The organism is Pontibacter sp. HSC-36F09 (assembly GCF_024171605.1).
GTDB lineage: Bacteria > Bacteroidota > Bacteroidia > Cytophagales > Hymenobacteraceae > Pontibacter.
Window position 1 is genome coordinate 63732 of sequence record NZ_JALKAA010000005.1, and the last position, 21797, is coordinate 85528.

Genomic DNA, 21797 nt, shown 5'->3' on the forward strand with positions numbered 1-21797 from the left:
TGCTATCGTGGGGCCTCCGGCCCCTTGTGCTAAACTGAGAAAACATACAACTGGGCCAAAGGCCCCCTCTATACTAAACACGAGCGAGGACGCTCGCGCTATAAAACTTTTAAAAAGCCGCAGCTTTCAGCTTTAAGCCAGTCGTTTCGTCCAAACCAAAAACCAGGTTCATGTTCTGGACGGCCTGTCCGGCGGCTCCTTTTAGCAGGTTATCAATTAGGCTGGTGATCACGAGCATGTTGCCAAGCTTCTGCAGGTATAGCACGCATTTGTTGGTGTTCACCACCTGCTTCAGGTCCGGGTTTTGATCGGTCACCAGGGTAAAAGGGTGTCCTTTGTAATAGTCCTTGTACATAGCTTGGGCCTCTTCCAACGAAAGGTCCGACTGCAGGTATGCGGTAATAAAGATTCCGCGCGCAAATGGACCGCGGTAAGGTATAAAGTGAATGTCCGGCTGACCTTCGGACTGCAGGCTTTTCAGACTGCGCTTGATCTCGTGCAGGTGCTGGTGCTCCATCACTTTGTAGGTCGATACGTTCTCAGTGCGCCAGCTGAAATGCGAAGTCGCGCTCAGGCTTTGGCCGGCTCCTGTAGAACCCGTGATACCACTTACATGCACATCGGTATTCAGCAGATTTTGCTTGGCCAGCGGTAGCAAAGCCAATTGTATACCTGTGGCAAAGCAGCCCGGGTTGGCAATGTGCTCCGCCTGCTGAATCTGCTCACGCTGTAGTTCCGGCAAACCATACACAAAGCTACGGCCATCGGCATTTACGTTGGCAGTGGCCGTACCTTCATTCCAACGGAAATCCTGGCTCAGGTCGATGATTTTTGTTTCAGCAGATACTTCGTTTTCTGCCAGAAATTTGGCCGCCTCCCCATGTCCGGCGCACAGAAAAAGCACATCCACAGGTATAGCGGCGTCAGCTGAAAACAGTATTTCGGTTTCTCCCAGCAGATCAGGGTGCGTGGCGTATACCGGTTTACCTGCCTGGCTGCGGCTCTGTACAAAAGCCAGTTCAACATTCGGGTGAAGCAGTATTAAACGCAGCAGTTCACCACCGGCATACCCTGCTCCGCCTACTATACCTGCTTTTATACTTGTTGACATTATAGTTCGGTGTTGTTGATCTTGTGGTACATCATGGCCTGGTTGCCGAATATCTTGGAGAAGCCTTTCACATCCTCACCCGACCAGGCATTGTTCATTTCACCGTAGCTGCCAAACTTCGACGACATCAAATCATGCTCCGACTCGATACCCTCTACCTGGAAACGGTAAGGCGCCAGCAGCACGTGTACCTTGCCGGTCACATTCTCCTGCGTCTCCTGCAGGAAGGTCTCGATGTTGCGCATGGTTGGGTCGATGAACTGTCCTTCGTGCAGCCAGTTGCCGTACCAGGTTGCCAGTTGGTCTTTCCAATAAAGCTGCCATTTGGTAAGCACGTGCTTCTCCAAGGTATGATGCGCCTTAATGATCACCATCGGGGCAGCTGCCTCAAAGCCAACACGGCCTTTGATGCCGATGATCGTATCGCCCACATGGATGTCGCGGCCAATGGCAAAAGGACCTGCTATACCTTGCAGCGCCTGGATTGCCTGTACCGGGCTCTCGTATACCTTGTCGTTTATACCTGTCAGTTCGCCTTTCACGAAATGCAGCGTCACACGCTCAGGTTGCTCTTTGGTGAGTTGCGTTGGGTAGGCTGATTCCGGCAGTGGCTGGTGCGAGGTCAGGGTTTCTTTGCCACCCACTGAGGTACCCCAAATGCCTTTGTTGATCGAGTACTGCGCTTTCACGAAGTCGTATTCCACGCCGTGCTGCTTCAGGTATTCAATCTCTTCTTCACGCGACAATTTCATGTCACGGATCGGCGTGATGATCTCGATATCCGGAATCATCACATGGAAGATCATGTCGAAGCGCACCTGATCGTTACCAGCTCCGGTGCTTCCGTGGGCCACATAGTCAGCACCCAGGGCTTTAGCGTGGCGCGCGATGGCCATGGCCTGCGTCACGCGCTCGGCACTCACTGACAAGGGATAGGTGTTGTTCTTCAGCACGTTTCCGAATATCAGGTACTTGATGCAGCTCTGGTAATAGTATTCTGTTTCTTCCAGATTGGTGTGCTGCGTCACGCCTAGGTCGTAGGCTCGCTGCTCGGTCTGCTGCAGCTCCTCTGCTGAGAATCCGCCGGTGTTCACCAGCACAGAATGCACTTCCAGTCCCTTTTCTTCTTTCAGGTACTTTACACAGTAAGAGGTATCCAGGCCGCCGCTGAAGGCTAAAACAACTTTCTTCTTCATAATATGGGTTAGATGCTTGTCGGGTTAGTGTTTTGGTTTCCGTGGCTTTGCGCAAACGTGCCGTAACCCACAGGTATAGACGGTTCTTCCACAGGAGTCAGGATTTGGAGCTGCTCGCGGGCAATCGGTTTCTGCTCACGTGCCGGATCGTAAAGCATGGCGGTACAGAGGCAGTTGCTGCGGTTCTTCATCACCAGGATCTCGTAGTTCACGCAGCTCTTGCAGCCGTTCCAGAATGCGTCGTCGTCGGTCAACTCGGAATAAGTAACCGGGCGGTAACCCAGGTCAGAGTTGATCTTCATCACGGCCAAACCGGTAGTTAGGCCGAATATCTTTGAATCCGGGTATTTGGTGCGCGACAGTTCAAAAATTTTGTTCTTGATCAGTTTGGCCAGACCGCTTTTACGAAGTTCCGGCGACACAATGAGACCTGAGTTAGCCACGTACTTTCCATGGCTCCAGGTTTCGATGTAGCAGAAGCCAGCCCAAACGCCGTTCACGTCCAGGGCGATCACGGCCTTTCCTTCCAGCATTTTCTGGGCAATGTACTCCGGGGTACGCTTGGCTATACCTGTACCTCTGGCCTTGGCCGAAGATTCCATTTCGTCGCAGATCTGCTGCGCATAGCTGGTGTGTTGCGCAGTGGCAACGGTAATGATAAAAGGAGATGGATTCATTATAGAAATTATATACCAGGCTATGCTTGCGCATAACCAGCTGATACAGAATTAGAAATAATTGAAACAATGCTCTGAAACGGATATACGGCTGCGCATACCTTCTTCAGGCAACAATCACTCATAAAAAAATTGGGGAAGAATGACTACCACATGGGTAGTCGGGAAGCACGTCGGCCTAGGGCCTGTAACGGACCACGGCATTAATAGCCCTCAAAACTATCCTGGCAGACAGAATAGAAAAAGACGCACCCTTCAGAGAAAGGTGATTTACCATCGCAGATGATAAAGTCGGCTTTTTTTTCATTTCAATTTGTTGGTTCAAATTTTATAAAAACAGGTCTTTGCCTGTTCCAGAAAGCAAAGGTTTGCAATTAATATCGGTATCTACAACAATTAATTGTAGATTATGATAAAATTTACACCTTACTACAAAATGTTACAACATATAGTTTAAAAGATCTCTGTTTTTTGAAATTAGCATCTAAATGCTGTGCTGGTAACAAAGCGCACTACTCAAAATTTTAGCTGCTTTGCGTATCTTGCAGCGCAATGAAGAATTTATCCCTCAGCGTTATCATCGGCCTCATCTTTTCTGCCATCGGCACGGCCTACCTGTTCCTGACTCGTGACCCACTCATGGCGGCCATTTGGCTGAGCTTCGGCAACGGTCTTATCCTATCCAACCTACGCTTTAGCAAACCCGATGCGGCCGGCAATCTGGTGGCTGCCCCTATTCCTAAAGTGAGGTTCTATGTTGGCATAGGCCTGATTGTAATGGCGGTGATTTTATTGGGGGTGCAGGTATACACGGATATGCAGCAGGCCTAAGTTAGATCCGGCTCTGTAAAACCATCTCCACGTTTACCAATTTAGAGTCGCGCTTCAGCTTTAGTCTTACCTTTCGGCCCGGCTTGCTTTCGAAGAGCTCCAGCAGCTCGTCCAGCGCCAGTTCTGTGCAATCGCGGCCGTTGATGTTGATGAGCTGGTCGCCGGGCAGCAGTCCGCTCGCTTTGGCAGGTGAGTCCTCTATGACATGCGACACGATGTAAAAGTTGGCTCCGGGCAATGGCGTGCTAATCTCAAAACCGGTCATGTTATAGTAAAACGGTTCGCTGTATTTGCTGTTGGGCATCAGCACCATGCGCTCGTGCGGATAGTCAAAGATCACGGTGAAACGCTTCAGAATATCCGAGCCTATGTTACCGTTGCGGTTTGCCAGGTTAAGGGCCGCTTTGATCGACTCCTCGTCTGGATAAGATGCCGGCAGATCGCGCAGCTCGTACCTGCCCAGAGAAAAACTGTTGATGCGACCGATCTTGCCATTGATATCCCCGCTCAAACCCCGACCCAGGTAGGCTTCCATCACTTTAGGCGGTAATTGCAGACGCTCATCCGTTGGCAGGTATAGCGATATAGAGTGACTTGCGCCCGTATCGATCACCAGCTTCACTTTAATGGAATCCCCGTTATGCTGCCGTACATCCGCCTCCACGTAGGCTTTGGTGTTCTCAATGTGGAGCGGGTATACCTCGCCCTTTTTCGGAACCTTGAGCTTCGTGTCCGGTCGGTAAAGCGTGAGCGTTTTACTGCTGTAGTTGATCTTAACAATGAAATTCCGGAAAATGTCGTAGCCGATGATGCCGTGTATGGCCATCCCCATACGGGTAGAAAGGTTAAAAACATCTTCCATCAGCACGTATACCTGGTGATTGACGCCTACTATACCTGGCATGCGCATAACGTTGCCTCTCGAGTAGATCGCCTCCATTTCATGCCCGCTGCCCAGCCCCTGTATGCTAATGCGACCGGCCTCGTTCAGACTGAGCGAATCGGAGTAATTCAGGCGGGTGATCAGCGTGTTTTTCACACCGGAGTCCAGAATGAAATTCAGGGGTTGCGAGTCGTTGATCTGCACCGGGATGATGATCAGGTTATGGACCAGCTTGAAAGGAAAAGTGATGCTTTTGCGCTTGGAGGTGAAGTAGACAGTATCGCTGGCAAACGCCTGCCCCATCGCTTCGGAAAATGACAGACAGAAGCAAAGACAAAGCAGTAGAAAGGAAGAAAACCTTGTCATGGGAAGACCTACGTAAGACACAGAGAATCAGTCTTATCTATATACGTAGATTTTAAGACAAGATAGTATCGATACTGAATATTATTGTTTTAGTGCAAAAGAAACAGGCCTGACGCTGTGGCTCGCAAACTTCAGACACGCAGCAGACGCCCGGATGGTATAAGTTCAGCTTCATATCTGCTGAACTTATACCATCCCGAACTATTCATCGCCAGCTCAAGACAACTGCCCATTTCCGCCTTTAAAAAGGGAAAACTGCACTTATGTCCTATACCCGTTATCTCTACCTCTGATTAAAATTAAGCAGCGTCGCTATACCTACCCGGAAACCAATCTCCTGGAAGCTGCGGTCGTGGAAAGAGGCGGCTGCTTCCAAGCGGAACACCCGGAACACGTTGTCTAGTGAGTAACCTACTTCATAGTAGTGCGGCGAGTGCTGCGTTTTGAGGTAGTTGAGGAAAACGTTTTCCTTTATACCTGTGAAGCGCACTTCCGGAATCTGGGTAAGCAGGAACTTGCGGAACTGGTAGTGCGTGTGCGCTGAAAAATAACTGCCGTTAGTGCTGTACTGGTAGTAGTCGAGCAGTCGGAACGAGCCGGCCGGTTTCAGGCTAGTCAGAATAGTGCGGTTGCCGTCGAAGTGGTTGTAGTCCATGAAGTACATGCGCTTGCTATTCAGGAAAGTACCGCCTCGCAATTCAAACTCCAGCTTGCCCCGCACGCCAAACGCCAGCGCATGGTTGATGCCCAGTTGCACCTGATCGAAGTTCACATCGCTTCCCAGTACTCCTGAAATACCTTTGCGGTACATCAACAGCAACTCCGGCGAGCGCTCCATAATCGGAATCTTGCGGCCGTTGTATAGTCGATAGCGTTGCACAGGGCGGTAACTCAGGTTAGCCTGCAGCACTAGCGCTTCATGCTTTGGAAACTCGGTGCTCTCCAGCTCCACATTGTCCGGCGTGCTGGGGGTAAAGGTTCTGTCTTCATCAGTGTAAAAGAAGCTGCGGTCGGTGTTGTTGTAAAGCTGGTTGCGCTGCGACCACTCCATATTTCCGCTCACTTTCAACCAAACCGATGGCTTGTATTCGAATCCGGTCTCCACAAAACTCCTCTCATAGATCTTCATGTAGTTGCGGCGGAAAAGCAGTGTGCTGAGCGTATTGATGTGCGGATGGATCGGGTTTTCGCTGTTGAACTGCTCCACAAACTTACCTCCTTCCAAATATAGCAAATGCGATTTGCCTTTGGTCCTCACAGCATGCGAAATGCGTGCCTTGCCGTAGAATGTCTCGCTGTCGAAGCCATATCGGAACGTAGGCGCAACTTCAAAACTGCGACGCAGACTGTCGTACTGGTGGCGCAGCTTTCCGCTCAGATTCACGTTCCAACCTTCTACGGTGTTGTAATACACGTTCGTGAAAGTCGGATCGATGTTCACGCGAGTTCGCGGCGATAGTCTGTAACCGCCACCCATCACCAGGTCTTGCGGCTTGAATTTTCTCTTTTTGATAACCTTTGTGGAGTCTTTGCCTGTCAGCTCAGCCGATTTGATCTGCGCCAGGGAGTCATCGCGCTGGTAGCCTTTAAGTTCTTTGTCACTAAGCGGCACAGGGCGCACCGAATCCCAGTAGGCAGAGTCGCGTTTGGTGGCCAGTTTGTCGACCGTATACCTGCGTTCCGACACTACTTCCGGATCTTTCTGCTCTTTCAGGGCTTCCTTTTCCTGTTGTACAATGAGCTGCCGGAATTGCTTGCGCGTCAGTTTGTCCTGGTTAGCCAATGCTTCCAGGTTGGGGTTTTTATTGCTCGACTTGATAGCGGCTATGGCTTCGGGTACTTCTTCTACTTTCTCATCGATGATCTCTTTGGGCGCCACCAGCTTTTTGTTGAGCACCACCTGGTAATCAGAGCTGGAAGCCAGGTAGCGGAACTCACCCCCAAAGCCCATCACCTTGCCAGAAAAATGAAACTGGTGCGTGGTCGGCATCCAGACAGTTGGGGCTACTTCGGCATAATTCTGCTTCACCTTGATCGGGAAGCCCATCATGCTGGTTTTGAGGTCGAGGCTGTGGATGGCCCAGTAGCCTTCTATAATGTAGATGTAGCCTTCAAACACATTATCGCCGCGGGAGCGTGGGGTCACCTTTATCTTGTTCACGTCGATGTTGCCTTCCTGAAAACTGCCCTCGTACTGAAACTTGTAATAGGCAAAAGCGGAACGAGAAAGTGGCGACACCATCTCCACTACTTTATCATTGTAGAAACTCGCGCTCACAAAAGTCATCGGCGAAATACTCCCTTTGTTATCGCCTGAAGTGCGGATGGAGATCACCTTCTCCTCAAACTTGTTGGGTTGGGCAAACTTGATCTCACTCACCGATTCCAAAGTATAGGCTTCGTTCAGCTTCACCCCTTCTTCTTTGAGTTTGTTTTTCAGAAAGAAAGGCGCATCGGTCAGTTCACCGGTTCCTTTCACGTATACCTTCATCTTGTAGCTGTCGTACTGCAGCAGGTGGTATTTTTTCTTGGCGATGGCCTTGCGCATAATGGTATAAGCCGGGTCCTCCCCTTTGCCCTTCACCTGCACCTCTTTTAGGGCAAAGGACTGCTCTCCCAATCGGAAATCCTGCTGCACCCAGCTATCCGTGATCTCGACCTGCACCTGCTGCGCTTCATAGCCGATGTATTTCACCACCACCGTGTGCTTTCCGGCTGGCAGCTTTATCTCAAAATCGCCGTTCGCGTTGCTCGACGAGCCGTTGTTGAGATTGGTGATGTAAACCGAGGCAAATGGTAGCGCTTCGCCTTTCTGGTTTTTGATGCTCCCGCGTATACCTTGCGCAGAAAGTGAGAACTGAAACAGGACCAGTAAAAGGGTAAGCAGACAGGAAAATAAACGCATAGGAATATCTGGCTAATTAGAAAGCTTGAATGTCAGGAAGTAGTAAGGGGCTTAGCTTTGTGAACTGAAACCAGAGCAGGTTTGAACACAGGCAAGGGAATGCGTATAGCACAGAAAGGACGCTAAATTAGTTTTCATAAAAAGGGATTAAGGTAGAAGCAGCAAGCAATAGAATTCTTACCGCAATATATAGTTAAGATGCAATTTAACCTCTATCCGTTGCATGGTATTTCAAAAAAATAAGGAAAAACCCGAAAAAAGAAACAGCTGCTATACCTGAGGACTTCCTACAGGTATAGCAGCTGTTATGAATAAGGCAATGTTGCGCTATTCCTTCGGCAGGTATAGCGTCAAACTGCCCGGTTTGAATGCCGCTTCATCCAGGTGGCCCATTTTAGAACGGTCACTTGTGATTAGGTGCAGGTGCATGAAAGTGTCGTGGTGGGTGAACACGGCTTTGTGCTCGGTCGAGAAGAAACCGACAATGTCAATTATCTCATCGCCCAGCGTATAATTCACTTGCCCCTGGTGGGCTTCGTCAGGGTTACTAACTTTAGAGCCAGCCGGCAGATTGACAATGTGGATGGTTGCATGCTCGATTTCGCCGCTCACCTTAAATGGAAATGGCCGTTTGCTGTTTTGGGTTTCGCTGTCCAGGTATAGCTCCAGTTGCTGCATGGTTTGGATGGAGTCCGGTAAGGTGCGCTCCTGCCAGGCGGGCACCCGGGCATAAACAAAAAACGGGGCTTTGGCCGCAAAGGTCTCTTCTACCTGCATGGTCGTGTCACTCACTACCACCGATTTATAGGACTTCCCATCCATGATCAACAACTCGCCCGCCAAGTACTCTACCGGCCCCAACCCGTACAGCTGCTCTTTCCCGGTAATCGAATCCAGGTCGATCGTGCCAGCCAGTTCGCTTTTCCACATCACATTACGCATCGCTCCCACTACCTGTACTTCGCTGGCAGCAGTAGCCGCGGCCTGATCGGTATCTGTGGTGCAGCCGCTCAACAGAAGAGCAGTCATAAGACTGAAAGAGACAAGTGAAAGATGTTTCATGTTTTTATTTTGTGTCTGCGACCCCACCTGAGGTAGCAGACAAATATAGCTTTAGTTTAAAACTTTGGCTCCGGACTCTACTTTCTTGAGGTAGGCAACGGCTTCGTCAGAGAAAACAAAGGGCTTCGATTTGTCTTTGCGGGCAGCTTTGTTGTAGAGGTAGATGATCTGGAATGGATTGTCCATATTCGACACCAGCTTCTTTTTGAGCCCGTTTCGTTCAATCACATCGCTCATGTAGAAGCCGGGCACATGACCACTCATACCTATCACCTGGTTTCTTATTTCTTTGCTGGAGTACTGCTTTTCGCCGGAGGCTATCACTTTGATGGCGGCATCAACTTTGGGAAGGTGCTGTTTGCCCAGGTCCAGCAAGTAGGTTCCCCACTGCATATCGTCCGGCATGTGGGGCGCAACCGCATATTTCTTGTCGATCAGATCAGGTACGCCTTCGTTCATCAGCAGTTCCAGCATCAACAGAAGACTCTTATCTTTTTCGGCCACATCATAGCGCTTTGGTTTGTTGAGGGTATGGTGCAGTTCATGACCACCCACCGCGCCGGGCTTCACCTGGTTGAACTTGTACTCGAGCCAAACATTAAGCACTATGTTTCCTTTATGAGCCACCGCATCGTTGCCCAGCGCGATCAGGTATACGCCGGTTTCAGGGTTCTTGCTGTGCATGCGTTTTGGCAGCATACTGTAGCAGGTTTGGTACATCGTGTTCAAATAGTCCTCTTTATCGGCAGCCAACTGCGCCAGGTATTGACGCAGTTCTGCTTCATGCGCTTTGTACACGTGAATGCTGTAGGTCATGTAGTTCGCCTGCCGGTCTTGTAACCGGACTTGCAGGAGGCTGTCATGCTCAGGCATGTAAACCACTTCCATTGTCTTGCGAAAGTTGTTCAGATAAGCTTCCTTGTAATTCTGGTTTTCGATGTACTGTTGGTTGCCTTCCATGGCCAGAAATTGCTGCCAGGTAGCATCGTGCAGTCGCTTACCTGATTTCAGGGTGTCTACCAGTTCAAAGTAGCGTTCGGCCGAAGATACATCCACCACCTGTGCCTGCGCAGTATATCCGGAAGCAGCTAAAAGCAAAAGGGTAAAAAGTTTTTTCATGTAGGTATAAGTTTGTTTAATTGATCGATCTAAAATGATACTGGCTGGTGCAAGGTATAGCTTAGCTAGCTGAAGATGCTCAGACCCGCAGCGAGCCGCGGAATGCCCGGTTACTGTAATAGGATTGCGCCCCATTGTGGTACACAAACACATATCCATAGCGGAAATCAGCAAACAACGCCCCTCCAAGTTCTCTGATGTCGGCTGGTGTCTGGATCCAGCTTGAGGTTTTCTGATCGAACTTGCCAAGCTTCTGTAGCTCCCGATATTCCGTTTCTGATAAAATCTCGATGCCCATTTCAGCAGCCATATCCAGCGCATTATTTTCCGGTCGGTGCTCTTTCCTGGACTCAAGTCCTTCGCGGTCGTAGCAAACGCTCCGGCGCCCTTTAGGGCTTTCGGCTGCGCAATCGAAGAAAATGAATTCGCCGGTTTTCGGGTCTTGTCCCACCACATCAGGCTCACCTCCTGTTGTCTCCATTTCGAGCAGCGACCACAGTTTAGCAGGGTTCGCTTCCAGTCTGGCTTGCACATCCACCCATGCTATACCTGTGTGGCGTTGCATGTTTTTCTCAAAGCGGGATTTGAGAGTGTCGAGGAGTGTTTTACTTTGCTCCGTCGTTACTTCTTTTGAATTTCCCATAGTGATCTCTATGTTTTAAAATAGCTATTCCACACTAATGCTAAACTTGTCTTGCGTGCCATACTTCTCAGGTTTTCCGAGCGAGACCAGCCACCTGTCGTAAGTTGCTTTGGCCAGCCATTGCACCACGTAATTATCCTTTAGTTCGCTTACCGCAGCAGCTTCTCCAGCCAGCTTTTGAGCAATCTCATAGAGTTCACTTTTCTTGCTGTGATGGAACACAAAAGCGGCATAAAATTTATCGATCGGCAAGCTGATTTGTTTGTCCTGGTAGAGTTGGGTGACTTGCATGAGTCTTATGCTGTCTCGCTCCGCCATGCTATCTTCGAACAGGCTAAGATATGCGCCAACGGTCATGCGGTCTGCCTGGTCTGTTTCATAAGCATAGGCTAACTTTTGGCTCGCATCACCAGCGTTCACCACTGCAGGATCTAAGGGACGCAGCAGGCCAACCAGCACACCCAAAGCGCAAATAGTTGTTATAATTAAAGGCAGTCTCATCCATTTTTGATCGAGGCTTGGGCGAAAAATCTTTGCTATACCTACCACCAATAAAGCTGTCAGGCACAGGGCAATGACTGCAAGCAACAGAAAACTCGTCAGGCTATAAGAATAAGAAAGTATGCCAACAGGTATAAGGAAAAGTAGCGGGGTGAAATACTTTTTCATTTTAGCAATGGCTATCTGTTGCTTTTAGTTTTCAGTTATTGGGAAAGTTTTCCAGCGCTTCTTTAAGAGAGCTCACAAAATTGACTTGTTTGCCTTTGTTGCTCTCATAAATGAAGTCTTGAACACTCTGGCGGGTATATTTTGAGAAGTCTCCAACGACAGCCAAACGGACGCGATAATTGGAAAACTTTTGCAGTATTTCGCCTGCCATTCCGTTCTTCAGTTCAAAGAAGTCAGGTGTGATGTTCTTCTCGTGTATTATAATTCGATCAAATCCCTGAAAGTACAGGCTCCCTAATAAGTCCACTCCGTCTTCCATACTATTGATTATCCTGTCTTCCGAAGTCACTTCGGCTATTTTAGTGTCGTTTATAGAATGTGTTTCTATTTTCATTTTGTCTGAATTAGCAAGCAAGTGGCCTTTTAGAAAACCACCTAACATCTCGTATATACCTTATGAGAGGCTATCAGCCGAAGCATAAGGTATAAACCTTGTTGGCGTTTCGTGTTTTTACCAGTTCACTTCTTCTGTGTAAGGTTTGTCTCTATACTCCAAGAAGTCCCTAATTTTTGATTTTTCAAGGGTCAGAACATTCACCTTCCATATTGAAGATTTAGTACTCCATGGGTCAATCAAAACTTCTATAGTATCTGTATTCTTTGTTCTTATTGAATGTATGTCAGCCAGTTCATCTACAACTTTTGTATTCCCTTCATTCCAAACTGTTAAATGGTCACCAGCAACAACAGCCCATTTATTATCCTTGTCTATTATTCCGCATGTTGGGTCACTAACGTACTCTTCTTGCAACAGAACAGAACTACTTCTTTTATCTATTAAAAAAACCGTTTCCCACTTGTGAAGCAACAGGAGTTGGTCAGTTTCGTCTAATATGATAGAGTTCTTTATTTCCATTCTATACTTTCACATGCACGCCAACTAGAGCATTGCAGGAGCACTTACTCCAGCTAGCTGCACCATACCTAACTGAACTTCCTTCTTCAACTATTGCACTTATATAGCGCCCTTCCAATATAAGCATTTATCTAAATTTTCAACCCAATATTCATAATAATTTAACCTAGAACTCCTCCTTTTCAAAACTAATCTACCGGGCTAAATAACCCGTTTCATTAGTTCTGTCTAAATATTATTATCCTAACAAAACCTGCCCTTTAACCCTCTTTTTGACCCGCTACCAGTCGCTGCATGTTTTCACGCGATTTGTATAAAAACCACACACCGTTTTAGCTAATCCTATCCCTTGAGAGCGCTTTTCAAGACTAAAACGGGCTTTTTAAAAGGATTTTGAGTATATTCAAAATACCCGATACTGATAAGCATTACACAAAATTATACTATTCTAATACATGCACATTATTGACCTTACCATCTTCGTGCTCTATATGCTGGCTATGCTGGGCGTTGGTTTTTACTTTCTCAAAAAGAACCAGGGTGCAGACGATTATTATGTAGGAGGCCGGAACATGGGAAGCAGTCACATTGGTCTCTCAGTAGTGGCAACGGATGTAGGCGGTGGCTTTTCGATTGGCCTGGGCGGGCTCGGCTTCGTGATGGGACTTTCGGGTGCCTGGATGCTCTTTACCGGTTTGCTCGGTGCCTGGCTGGCAGCGGTCTTTCTTATACCCAAGGTCAAGCGCAATCCGGCTTTCGACAAGTTCCTCACCTTCCCCCAGATCTTCGGTCACTACTTTAACGCTCGGGTGGCGCTGCTGGCGGGCATCATCTCGGCCATCGGCTATACCGGCTTTACCAGCTCCCAGATTCTGGCGGGTGCCAAACTGGCCAGCGGCACCTTCATGAACCTCGACCTCAATACTGCTCTTCTCATCATGGGCATCATAGCGGTGGTTTATACCGTGATGGGTGGCATGAAAGCCGTTATCTATACCGACACTATACAATGGGCTATCCTGATGGGCGGACTCATCTTCATTGGTATACCTGTTTCTTTTCTGGCAGTTGGTGGTGGTGTGGAGCAGATCAGCTTTGGCCAACTCACGGACTTTGCCTGGCTTTCAGCGCAGTCCGGTCGCAGCATGGAGGCGATTCGCAGCACCTTGCCGGCCGAGTTTCTCACGCTCACCAATATCACCTGGCAGCAAATCGTGAACTGGGCCATTACCATCATTCCAATCTGGTTTGTAGGTATGACGCTCTACCAGCGCATCTACGCCTGTCGAGATGAGAGAACCGCTAAACGGGCCTGGTACCTGGCCGGTTTGTTTGAGTGGCCGATTATGGCATTTATGGGTGTGAGTTTAGGTATACTGGCCCGGGTGGCTGCTGAGCAAGGTATGTTCGACGCACTCGGAATGGGCGCTGCAGTAGACCCGGAATCGGGGCTGCCGATGCTGCTGCACTCGGTGCTGCCGGTCGGGTTAATGGGCCTGATGCTCTCTGCCTATTTCTCCGCCATCCTTTCTACTGCAGACAGTTGTCTGATGGCTTCGTCGGGCAATATTGTAACGGATGTGATTGGGCATTTCACTAATACCGACCCGGATTCGCCCAGGATGCTGCGCTTGTCGCAATTGATCACACTCCTTGTCGGAGCCTTTGCGCTTTGGCTGGCTACCAACATGACCAACGTGCTCGACCTGATGCTCTACTCCTACGCTTTTATGGTGTCCGGCCTATTTGTGCCCATTATTGGTGCGCTGTTCTGGAAGCGACGCAGCAGCGTGGCAGCTTTCTGGGCTATGCTCGTGGGTGGCGCTACTACTATTCTGCTGCAGGTAACCATGAACACCGAAGGTCTCGTAAACATGCCGTGGTTCGATCTAAGCTTTAACTTGCCCTACGGCCTCGATCCTAATTTATTTGGCCTCACCGCTGCCCTTGTACTTTACATTACGTTAACAATACTTTACCCCAATAAAACAGAAAAAGAAAAATGGCAGAAAACAACTCCGTCCAATACGAGATCCATACCCCAGCCAATCACCAGCAATTAAACCGCGATGAGGTCCTTGACTTCCTGTTCCATCACCTGGACCAGTACGGTGACGCCCGCGAGGACATTGCCAAGTGCATGGACTACGCGCTGTCGGATGCAGAGGGAAAGGGCGGTTCGGTGATCGTGGCCCGGGAAGATGATAAAGTTGTGGGCGCACTTATCCTGAACAATACAGGTATGAGCGGGTACATACCGGAGAACATACTCGTATACGTAGCTGTGCATGGCAACCAGCGTGGCAAGGGCGTAGGCAAAAAACTGGTGCAACTGGCAGCTGAGACAAGTGAAGGCAGCATCGCCCTGCACGTAGAACCTGACAACCCGGCCCGCCACCTCTACGAGAAAATGGGCTTCACCAACAAATATTTAGAATACAGACTTATCCGATAACAGCATGGCCGTCTTAAAACTGTGCCGCAAAAAACTCAGACACAACTACAACCACCTCGACCGGATTTTTCGTGAAAAGAACATCGACTGGGGCATTGTCACCAAACTGCTTTGCGGCGAAGAAACTTTCCTGAAGGAAGTGCTCGATCTGGGAGTAAAGGAGGTACACGATTCCCGCGTGTCTAACCTGATCGCCATCAAGAACATGGCACCCGATGTGCAAACCGTTTACATCAAACCAGCGCCGAAACAAAGTATCCCGGACATTATCCGCTACGCCGACGTCAGCTTTGAAACCGAGCTCGACATCATTCGGCTTTTGTCAGCAGAGGCCGTCAGGCAAAACACAACGCATAAGATCATCATCATGATTGAGATGGGCGATCTGCGTGAAGGCGTGATGGGCGATGATCTGGTGGACTTCTATGCCCAGATCTTTAAGCTACCCGGTATCTCCGTGATCGGTCTTGGTGCCAACTTCAACTGCCTGCACGGCGTGATGCCCACGCAGGACAAACTGATTCAGCTCAGCCTATACAAGCAGATCATCGACGCCAAATTCAACATCGAAATCCCCTGGGTGTCGGGGGGCACTTCTGTTACAATTCCGCTGCTCTTCAACCACCTGATGCCGCGGGGTGTCAACCATTTCCGGATTGGTGAGGCGCTTTATTTCGGGCTCAACCTGTTCACCGGCGAGACCTTTGAAGGTATGTACGACGATGTGTTTGAGTTTTGCGCCGAGATCATCGAGCTCAATGAGAAACCCATGATCCCGATCGGGATGCTGGCTGAAAACCCCAGCGGCGAGAGCTTCGAAATAGACGAAAGCCTCTACGGCAAAACATCACACCGCGCCATTCTGGATGTCGGGCTGTTGGACATCAACCCGAAATACCTCCTCCCCAAAGACCATGGTCTGAGTGTAGTAGGTGCCAGTTCCGACATGCTGGTAGTGGAATTGGGCGATAACGAGCAGAACTACAAGGTGGGTGATGTGATCAGCTTCAACCTTCGGTATATGGGGGCACTCAGTATCATGAATTCCCGCTACATCGACAAACAGGTGGTGGAATGATGTACCTCCAGCCTTGATTAACTGAGCTATACCTGACGCCCTCCATCCAATACATGCCGGATAGAGGGCGTTGCTGCTTTTATATGGTTTTCGCTAATAGGTATAGCTGGGCCAAAACTTTTCAGGGCTAGCTACGTCTCTATGGTGTATCTGAATATGGCTATCTCTTTATACCTTGGCTGCTAAACCGACTTTGATCCATCGTATCGTTTACTCCTTCGAAAGTTTCGAACAGGTGTTGGCGCGTGGAGGTACGTTTACTATGGTAGTCGCTTTGCTGGCCCTTTCGTGGCTCAACTCTCCCTGGGGTGCTTCCTGGCTATACCTGTGGGAAAACCCACTGACCATTACATTGGGGACCTACAGCGTTTCAAAACCGATCGGCTTCTGGGTGCAGCAGGTTTTGCTGGCGCTTTTCTACCTGGTTATGGGGCTCGAACTGAAACGGGTACTGCGGGTGGGTGAGCTAAAGGAGTGGCCTGATAGAATGTTTGCTGTAGCTGCGGCTTCTGGAGGTATGGCTATACCTGCGGCGCTATACCTATACCTGGCTCCGGTAGCTGCGCAGGCAGGCTGGAGTGTGGTGGCAACGGCTGATGTGGCGGCCGTACTGGCGCTGCTGGCACTGGCGAGTAATTCCCTGCCGTTTTCGCTGCGCGTGTTCCTGTCTTCGACTGCCATCATGCAAGCTATAGCCAGTTTGCTGCTCAGCGTGATCCTCTATACCTCTATCCAAAACCTGCTGGTGCTGTCGGTTGCTACGGGTGTGTTTGGTTTGCTGGTAGTGTTGCGGGCGCTGCGCAACCGTACGATGTGGCTATACCTGCTGCTGGGCCTGGTGATGCTGCTGTGCTTTCTGCTGGCAGGTGTGCAGGGTGCCGTGGCGGGTGTGTTGCTGGCACTTGTCATTCCGATTCATTCGAGGGTGATGGAAGAAGATTTTGTGACGACCACCGATACCATAATGGGACAGCTCCACGCCCTGCGCATGATGAAGCGGCCCGAACCCGGCGAAGAAATAGAAGAGGATTTCCAGGCCGCTGCCCATACCCTGCGCCTCAATTGCACAAAGACCCTGTCCCCGTTGCGGCGCTTGCAGCGAAGGCTTTTGCCCTGGGCAGCTTACCTCTCCCTGCCCCTTTTCGCACTGGCTTTTGTGCCCTTTACCTACAACAGCTTTGCCTGGCGTGACCTGCTTGGGCCTGTCCCGATGGGTATATTCTTGGCACTAGTGCTCGGCAAACCCATCGGCATGCTGCTATTTGCCTGGCTGGCCTCGCTGACAGGTATAGCGCGTATACCTGCCACCGTACACTGGGGACAACTGACGGGCGGTACGCTGCTGTTGGGAGCCGGCTTTATGCTGTCGCTCTTTCAGGCGCAGCAGGTGTTTCCTGCCACCGAGCAACTTAACCTTGTAAAGATCAGCATTTACGCCGCTGCTGCTGTGGCCGGCTTGCTCGGCCTGCTGGTGCTGGCGGTGGCGGGCAAAACAAAAGACCTGCTACACACGCAGGTATAGCAGGTCTTTTTAATGAATAATGTGCAATGATTAACGAAAATTGAGAATTCATTAGTCATTTCCCAGCAGGGCGTCCAGGAAGCCGATCTCCTCTTGCTCTTTCTTATACACGATCATCGGAACGTCGTCGTTGTAGCGCAAAATTTTCTCGGTTGTGCTACCCAGCACAAACAGCGCGGCAGCCGATTTGCCCTTAGCGCCGATCACGAGCATGTCAGCTTTGGCACGCTTGGCCTCCACCATAATCAATTCGCCTACATCATCCTCGTTTTCCTGTTTTACAAGTCGGAGGGTTGCACGGTCTTTCAACGCAGGGAATCGGTCCAGCACTTGCTCAAACTTGTTGCGGGCGAAACCTTGCATGCGTTCATCAAAGTCCTCATAACTGATGCCCAAGGTGATGTAACCGGTAGGCACCTGGTAAACGTGCAGGCACGTGATGCGCACATCAGGTCTCAGGAGCGTTGAATTGAGCATGCGCTCAAGCGCCATCAGGGAATAATCCGAAAAATCGACGCTGACCATAATGTGGCTTAGAACGGTATCTTCATTTTCCGGCACAAATAGCACACTCACACGGCCGTTGCGCAGAATCTTCTGGGCCAGCACACCGCTTCCGCGCATGCGGAATTTGCGTCCTACCACCACCAGGTCAATTTGGTTATCTTTAGACAGGTGCAGCAATTCTTTCAGTGGCGAGCCTTCCACTACCTGCACTTCTACCTGCACCCGGCTATCGGGTCCGAAGTAATGTCCAACTTTCTCAACAAGCGCAGTGCGCAGTTTTTCGTCGGCCGGCATCCCGTTTGGCATGCTTTCAAGTACCTCGTCAGGTATATCCAGGCTTTTTTCGGCATGGATGAAGTACACATGCTCTATTTCAGATATGGAGCAGAGAAAAGCCGTGTAGCGGATGAGTGTATCGTCCATCTCCGTCAGGTCGAGCCCCACCATAATACGTTTCAGCGAGTTCATGATAATGTTTGGGTTTATGGGTTAACATATGCTGCGCTGCTCTTTTTCGTACTCACCCCCTCTATTTCGCCCCCGACGTAACATTAAATGCGCAGATTGGTACTAATTGTTGTATCAGCTACGAATTTAATACGGATACATTTACAAACTAAGCATTTTTGATGTTTTTAGCTATACTCGCAGGTTTCCTGTTGGCATTTGCCGCGCCTCTGCTTCACCGCTGGCTAGGCAAGTGGGTATTAGTGCCTATGGCGACGTTGCCCTTTTCCATCTTTGTATACCTGCTCACCCTCACTCCCGCCGTGCTTGGCGGCGACAAATTAGGCGAACTGCATGATTGGGCTCCCTCTCTCAACATCAACCTGCACTTTTTCCTGGACGGACTCAGCCTGCTCTTCGCTTTGCTCATCACGGGTTTTGGCACCCTCATCATGCTGTACGCGGGCGGCTACCTCAAAGGTCATCCTTTGCTGGGACGGTTCTATTTATACCTGACGCTGTTCATGACGGCGATGCTCGGGCTTGTGTTGGCAGGCAACATTATTTCCATTTTTGTATTCTGGGAGCTCACCAGCATTAGCTCATACCTGCTCATCGGCTTTAACCAGGACAAGGAAAAATCGCGCAACTCCGCCCTGCAGGCACTGCTCGTCACCGGGCTCGGCGGCTTGGCCCTGATGGGCGGCCTGATTCTGCTAGGCATGGCAGGCGGTAGCTATACCTTGAGCGAGCTGCTGGAGCGGGGCGATCTCGTAACAAACCATGCGCTATACCTGCCTGCGCTCGTGCTGATCCTGCTGGGTGCTTTCACCAAGTCGGCGCAGTTCCCCTTTCACTTCTGGCTACCCAACGCCATGGAAGCACCAACGCCCGTCAGCGCCTACCTGCACTCAGCCACTATGGTAAAAGCCGGTGTATACCTGCTTGCCCGGCTCACTCCCGTGATGGGTGGCACCGACGAGTGGCAGTATACCCTGATGCTGGTGGGTGGCATCACCACCGTGCTGGGTGCTTTGCTTGCCACACAACATACCGACCTGAAAGCCATACTGGCCTATACCACTATCAGCGCACTGGGGCTGCTGGTGACCATGACAGGTATAGGAACTGCTCCGGCTATGGAGGCGATGGTGGTTTTCCTGCTGGCGCACGCCCTCTACAAAGGCACCCTGTTTTTGGTGGCCGGCAACGTGGACCACGCCACCGGCACCCGCGACCTGACACAGCTCACAGGCTTGTCCGGCTCCATGCGCTACACGGCCATTGCGGCGCTGCTAGCAGGTATGTCCATGGCGGGTTTGCTTCCTTTTTTCGGATTCATTGGCAAAGAATTGCTATACGAAGCCACCCTCGAGGAAAGCCCCTTCCGGTGGATGCTTTTTGCAGTGAGTTTCTTCTCGGGAATGGTGTTCGTGGCCGTGGCCATCGCGCTGGGTTTTGGCGTCTTCTGGCGCCGCAGTACGAAGCCAACTCCCCTGCAACACCCCGACAAGCTCTTGCTATACCTGCCACCTGTTGTGCTGGCCTCCGCAGGACTTGTGTTTGGTCTGCTGCCGGGCTTTTTTGTGACGCCGCTGCTGCGCCGCGCAGCGGAATCCATGCTGGGTGTAGAGCAGGTGTTTGAACTGGCCCTTTGGCACGGATTTAACCTGGTATTGGGCTTGAGTCTGTTAACCATGGCGCTTGGCTACGTGGTGTACCGTTACGCTAACCGACTGCTGAGCTACGCCAGTAGATTTAACAAACTGTACCTTTTCGGGCCGGCCAATCTGTACCAACTCACGCTCAAGGGCTTTCTGATCGGAGCAACCAAAATTACCGCTACGATTCAGAATGGCTATCTGCGCAGCTACATTGCGGCCATTGTTACGGCACAGATCTCCCTGGTTGTGCTCGCGCTGTGGGACGACGGGCCGCGGCTGGAACTTGGCAACCGTCTGCATGAGCTCTCTCAACTGCGCCTGTACGAAGTGGTGCTGCTGCTCATGATCGTGTCGGCACTCGTTTTCCTGTTTAAGTCACAGTCCCGCCTCACCTCCATCGCCATTATGGGTATAGTTGGTTACTCGGCAGCGCTCCTTTACATCTTGTTTGGTGCGCCGGATGTGGCTGCCACCCAATTGCTCATCGAAACACTTACGGTCGTGATCTTTGTGTTGATTCTGCACAAGCTCCCAACCTTCAAATACCTTTCTCACGCCACGGAGCGCTATAAGTACGTACTGATCTCACTTACTTTCGGGGCTGTGATGACGTACGTCATCCTGATCGTCAAACAGTATCCGCTCGACTCGCAGTTAAAAGCCTATTACGGCCAAAACAGTTACCTGCTCGCGCATGGGCGCAACATCGTCAACGTGATCCTGGTAGATTTCAGGGCTTTTGACACACTCGGCGAGATCGTGGTGCTGGCCGTAGCAGCCATCGGGATTATGGCCATGCTGAAACTACGTATGCAGAAAGGAGAAAAGCCATGAAAACCATTATACTCGCGACCGCCATTCGCATCCTCATTCCTCTCTTCATCATCTTCTCGGTCTATACCTTGTTTCGGGGCCACAACCACCCGGGCGGTGGCTTTATCGGAGGTCTCATCGGGTCCATCGCTTTCGTATTCCATACCATGACACACGGTCCGCAACACACCGTCGACACTTTCCTGAAGCTGAACCTTTACGGCTACCCGCGACAGCCTAACCAAAGCCGCTCGCTCTACCTGATGCGGATGATGCGCGTGAATGTGTGGCGGAGAAGGAAAATGGCCCGGCATCCGGACATAAAGCACCACATGGTCCGCATCGAATCTGTCTACATTATCGCTACGGGTTTGTTTCTGGCTGCCACCAGCGGGGTGTTCGGTTTACTGTCCGGTCAGCCTTTCATGCACGCCTATTGGAGTGATTTTTACATACCTGTGCTGGGTAAACCGGGTACGCCGATACTATTTGATTTAGGGGTATACCTGCTGGTAATCGGGGTGGTGCTCAAAATAACCTTTGTGATGTCAGAAGAATAAGCCATGGAACTCATACTGCCTTTTATTATCGGAATTCTTTATTCTGCGAGCATCTACCTGATCCTGCACCGGCACTTCTTCAAGCTAATACTTGGTCTGATCCTCTCCGGCCTGGCCACCAACCTCTTCCTTTTCGTCATTGGGCGCCTGACACGCGGGGGCTCGGCCATTATCGGGCCGGATGAAAATGTAGCGGTAGAGCCTTTTGCCGACCCGGTGCCACAGGCGCTGCTGCTCACTGCCATCGTGATCGGCTTCGGCATTCAGTCCTTTACCATTGTGCTCATCAAGCGGGTATACCAGTCATTCGGCACCACCGACCTCGACGACATGAGCACCACCGACCAGATAGAAGAACACCACTAAGCGCCCT

20 protein-coding genes are annotated in these 21797 nt (G+C 50.5%); 8 read left to right on the forward strand and 12 right to left on the reverse strand.

What is annotated here, in order from left to right:
• Positions 1-109: 109 nt before the first annotated feature.
• Genes argC through L1278_RS14795 form a run of 3 tightly spaced genes read right to left on the reverse strand, consistent with a single transcriptional unit; the run spans position 110 to position 2984 of the window.
• Positions 110-1111 carry an N-acetyl-gamma-glutamyl-phosphate reductase gene (gene argC / locus L1278_RS14785; protein WP_253405766.1) on the reverse strand — a complete coding sequence of 334 codons (1002 nt, stop codon included), beginning with the start codon at positions 1109-1111 and terminating at the stop codon, positions 110-112.
• A complete protein-coding gene (locus tag L1278_RS14790; RefSeq protein WP_253405767.1) occupies positions 1111-2307 on the reverse strand; it encodes an argininosuccinate synthase in 1197 nt (398 codons plus the stop codon). Before L1278_RS14790 ends, argC begins: the two co-directional genes overlap by 1 nt.
• An 8-nt stretch (positions 2308-2315) precedes the next feature.
• The gene (locus L1278_RS14795) at positions 2316-2984 is read right to left on the reverse strand and encodes a GNAT family N-acetyltransferase (RefSeq protein ID WP_253405769.1); all 669 of its coding nucleotides are present in this window, start codon (positions 2982-2984) and stop codon (positions 2316-2318) included.
• 552 nt (positions 2985-3536) lie between these two features.
• On the opposite strand from L1278_RS14795, the gene L1278_RS14800 reads away from it, so the two are divergent.
• Positions 3537-3815: a hypothetical protein gene (locus L1278_RS14800; protein WP_253405771.1), complete on the forward strand. Its 279-nt coding sequence runs from the start codon at positions 3537-3539 to the stop codon at positions 3813-3815.
• A gap of 1 nt (position 3816) precedes the next feature.
• Here the strand turns inward: L1278_RS14800 and L1278_RS14805 are convergent, their stop codons facing one another.
• The 8 genes from L1278_RS14805 to L1278_RS14840 all read right to left on the reverse strand — a co-directional run bounded on the left by L1278_RS14805 (position 3817) and on the right by L1278_RS14840 (position 12378).
• Complete coding sequence (locus tag L1278_RS14805) at positions 3817-5064, reverse strand: aspartyl protease family protein (RefSeq protein ID WP_253405773.1); 1248 nt, start codon at positions 5062-5064, stop codon at positions 3817-3819.
• A gap of 283 nt (positions 5065-5347) precedes the next feature.
• The gene (locus L1278_RS14810; RefSeq protein ID WP_253405775.1) at positions 5348-7969 is read right to left on the reverse strand and encodes a DUF5686 and carboxypeptidase regulatory-like domain-containing protein; all 2622 of its coding nucleotides are present in this window, start codon (positions 7967-7969) and stop codon (positions 5348-5350) included.
• A gap of 327 nt (positions 7970-8296) precedes the next feature.
• Positions 8297-9031 (reverse strand): acetolactate decarboxylase, encoded by a 735-nt coding sequence (locus L1278_RS14815; RefSeq protein ID WP_253405777.1) that lies wholly within the window; start codon positions 9029-9031, stop codon positions 8297-8299.
• A 51-nt stretch (positions 9032-9082) separates the two neighbouring features.
• Complete coding sequence (locus tag L1278_RS14820) at positions 9083-10150, reverse strand: DUF5700 domain-containing putative Zn-dependent protease (RefSeq protein WP_253405778.1); 1068 nt, start codon at positions 10148-10150, stop codon at positions 9083-9085.
• A gap of 79 nt (positions 10151-10229) precedes the next feature.
• Positions 10230-10793: a DUF4256 domain-containing protein gene (locus tag L1278_RS14825; protein ID WP_253405779.1), complete on the reverse strand. Its 564-nt coding sequence runs from the start codon at positions 10791-10793 to the stop codon at positions 10230-10232.
• 24 nt (positions 10794-10817) lie between these two features.
• Complete coding sequence (locus L1278_RS14830) at positions 10818-11462, reverse strand: hypothetical protein (protein WP_253405780.1); 645 nt, start codon at positions 11460-11462, stop codon at positions 10818-10820.
• A 31-nt stretch (positions 11463-11493) separates the two neighbouring features.
• Positions 11494-11856, reverse strand: a complete 363-nt coding sequence (locus L1278_RS14835) for a DUF4180 domain-containing protein (RefSeq protein WP_253405781.1) — start codon at positions 11854-11856, stop codon at positions 11494-11496.
• A gap of 117 nt (positions 11857-11973) precedes the next feature.
• The gene (locus tag L1278_RS14840; RefSeq protein WP_253405782.1) at positions 11974-12378 is read right to left on the reverse strand and encodes a hypothetical protein; all 405 of its coding nucleotides are present in this window, start codon (positions 12376-12378) and stop codon (positions 11974-11976) included.
• Between the two features lie 455 nt (positions 12379-12833).
• On the opposite strand from L1278_RS14840, the gene L1278_RS14845 reads away from it, so the two are divergent.
• From L1278_RS14845 to L1278_RS14860, 4 genes are all read left to right on the forward strand, one after another.
• Positions 12834-14441 (forward strand): sodium:solute symporter, encoded by a 1608-nt coding sequence (locus L1278_RS14845; RefSeq protein ID WP_253405783.1) that lies wholly within the window; start codon positions 12834-12836, stop codon positions 14439-14441.
• Positions 14381-14833, forward strand: a complete 453-nt coding sequence (locus tag L1278_RS14850) for a GNAT family N-acetyltransferase (protein ID WP_253405784.1) — start codon at positions 14381-14383, stop codon at positions 14831-14833. The genes L1278_RS14845 and L1278_RS14850 overlap by 61 nt, the downstream gene beginning before the upstream one ends.
• 4 nt (positions 14834-14837) lie before the next feature.
• Entirely contained in the window at positions 14838-15911 is a 1074-nt protein-coding gene (locus L1278_RS14855) for an alanine racemase (RefSeq protein WP_253405785.1), read from the forward strand.
• Between the two features lie 193 nt (positions 15912-16104).
• Complete coding sequence (locus tag L1278_RS14860) at positions 16105-17433, forward strand: Na+/H+ antiporter NhaA (protein ID WP_253405787.1); 1329 nt, start codon at positions 16105-16107, stop codon at positions 17431-17433.
• A 51-nt stretch (positions 17434-17484) separates the two neighbouring features.
• Here L1278_RS14860 and L1278_RS14865 read toward each other — a convergent pair whose 3' ends face one another.
• The gene (locus L1278_RS14865; RefSeq protein ID WP_253405789.1) at positions 17485-18408 is read right to left on the reverse strand and encodes a universal stress protein; all 924 of its coding nucleotides are present in this window, start codon (positions 18406-18408) and stop codon (positions 17485-17487) included.
• Between the two features lie 161 nt (positions 18409-18569).
• Here L1278_RS14865 and L1278_RS14870 point away from each other — a divergent pair, with 161 nt between their 5' ends.
• From L1278_RS14870 to L1278_RS14880, 3 genes are read left to right on the forward strand one after another with little or no spacing between them, the layout of a single operon-like run.
• The gene (locus L1278_RS14870; protein WP_253406013.1) at positions 18570-20885 is read left to right on the forward strand and encodes a putative monovalent cation/H+ antiporter subunit A; all 2316 of its coding nucleotides are present in this window, start codon (positions 18570-18572) and stop codon (positions 20883-20885) included.
• The gene (locus L1278_RS14875) at positions 20882-21424 is read left to right on the forward strand and encodes an MnhB domain-containing protein (protein ID WP_253405791.1); all 543 of its coding nucleotides are present in this window, start codon (positions 20882-20884) and stop codon (positions 21422-21424) included. The genes L1278_RS14870 and L1278_RS14875 overlap by 4 nt, the downstream gene beginning before the upstream one ends.
• Before the next feature lie 3 nt (positions 21425-21427).
• Entirely contained in the window at positions 21428-21790 is a 363-nt protein-coding gene (locus L1278_RS14880; protein ID WP_253405792.1) for a Na+/H+ antiporter subunit C, read from the forward strand.
• The last annotated feature ends 7 nt before the right edge of the window (positions 21791-21797 follow it).

What these genes read in the sequence shown, in the direction of transcription:
- L1278_RS14790 (WP_253405767.1), bottom strand. Translation starts at nt 2,307, where the DNA reads ATGAAGAAGAAAGTTGTTTTAGCCTTCAGCGGCGGCCTGGATACCTCT.
- L1278_RS14835 (WP_253405781.1), bottom strand. Translation starts at nt 11,856, where the DNA reads ATGAAAATAGAAACACATTCTATAAACGACACTAAAATAGCCGAAGTG.
- L1278_RS14820 (WP_253405778.1), bottom strand. Translation starts at nt 10,150, where the DNA reads ATGAAAAAACTTTTTACCCTTTTGCTTTTAGCTGCTTCCGGATATACT.
- L1278_RS14840 (WP_253405782.1), bottom strand. Translation starts at nt 12,378, where the DNA reads ATGGAAATAAAGAACTCTATCATATTAGACGAAACTGACCAACTCCTG.
- L1278_RS14800 (WP_253405771.1), top strand. Translation starts at nt 3,537, where the DNA reads ATGAAGAATTTATCCCTCAGCGTTATCATCGGCCTCATCTTTTCTGCC.
- L1278_RS14850 (WP_253405784.1), top strand. Translation starts at nt 14,381, where the DNA reads ATGGCAGAAAACAACTCCGTCCAATACGAGATCCATACCCCAGCCAAT.
- L1278_RS14795 (WP_253405769.1), bottom strand. Translation starts at nt 2,984, where the DNA reads ATGAATCCATCTCCTTTTATCATTACCGTTGCCACTGCGCAACACACC.
- L1278_RS14830 (WP_253405780.1), bottom strand. Translation starts at nt 11,462, where the DNA reads ATGAAAAAGTATTTCACCCCGCTACTTTTCCTTATACCTGTTGGCATA.
- L1278_RS14880 (WP_253405792.1), top strand. Translation starts at nt 21,428, where the DNA reads ATGGAACTCATACTGCCTTTTATTATCGGAATTCTTTATTCTGCGAGC.
- L1278_RS14855 (WP_253405785.1), top strand. Translation starts at nt 14,838, where the DNA reads ATGGCCGTCTTAAAACTGTGCCGCAAAAAACTCAGACACAACTACAAC.
- L1278_RS14865 (WP_253405789.1), bottom strand. Translation starts at nt 18,408, where the DNA reads ATGAACTCGCTGAAACGTATTATGGTGGGGCTCGACCTGACGGAGATG.
- L1278_RS14875 (WP_253405791.1), top strand. Translation starts at nt 20,882, where the DNA reads ATGAAAACCATTATACTCGCGACCGCCATTCGCATCCTCATTCCTCTC.
- L1278_RS14810 (WP_253405775.1), bottom strand. Translation starts at nt 7,969, where the DNA reads ATGCGTTTATTTTCCTGTCTGCTTACCCTTTTACTGGTCCTGTTTCAG.
- L1278_RS14805 (WP_253405773.1), bottom strand. Translation starts at nt 5,064, where the DNA reads ATGACAAGGTTTTCTTCCTTTCTACTGCTTTGTCTTTGCTTCTGTCTG.
- L1278_RS14825 (WP_253405779.1), bottom strand. Translation starts at nt 10,793, where the DNA reads ATGGGAAATTCAAAAGAAGTAACGACGGAGCAAAGTAAAACACTCCTC.
- L1278_RS14815 (WP_253405777.1), bottom strand. Translation starts at nt 9,031, where the DNA reads ATGAAACATCTTTCACTTGTCTCTTTCAGTCTTATGACTGCTCTTCTG.
- L1278_RS14845 (WP_253405783.1), top strand. Translation starts at nt 12,834, where the DNA reads ATGCACATTATTGACCTTACCATCTTCGTGCTCTATATGCTGGCTATG.
- argC (WP_253405766.1), bottom strand. Translation starts at nt 1,111, where the DNA reads ATGTCAACAAGTATAAAAGCAGGTATAGTAGGCGGAGCAGGGTATGCC.
- L1278_RS14870 (WP_253406013.1), top strand. Translation starts at nt 18,570, where the DNA reads ATGTTTTTAGCTATACTCGCAGGTTTCCTGTTGGCATTTGCCGCGCCT.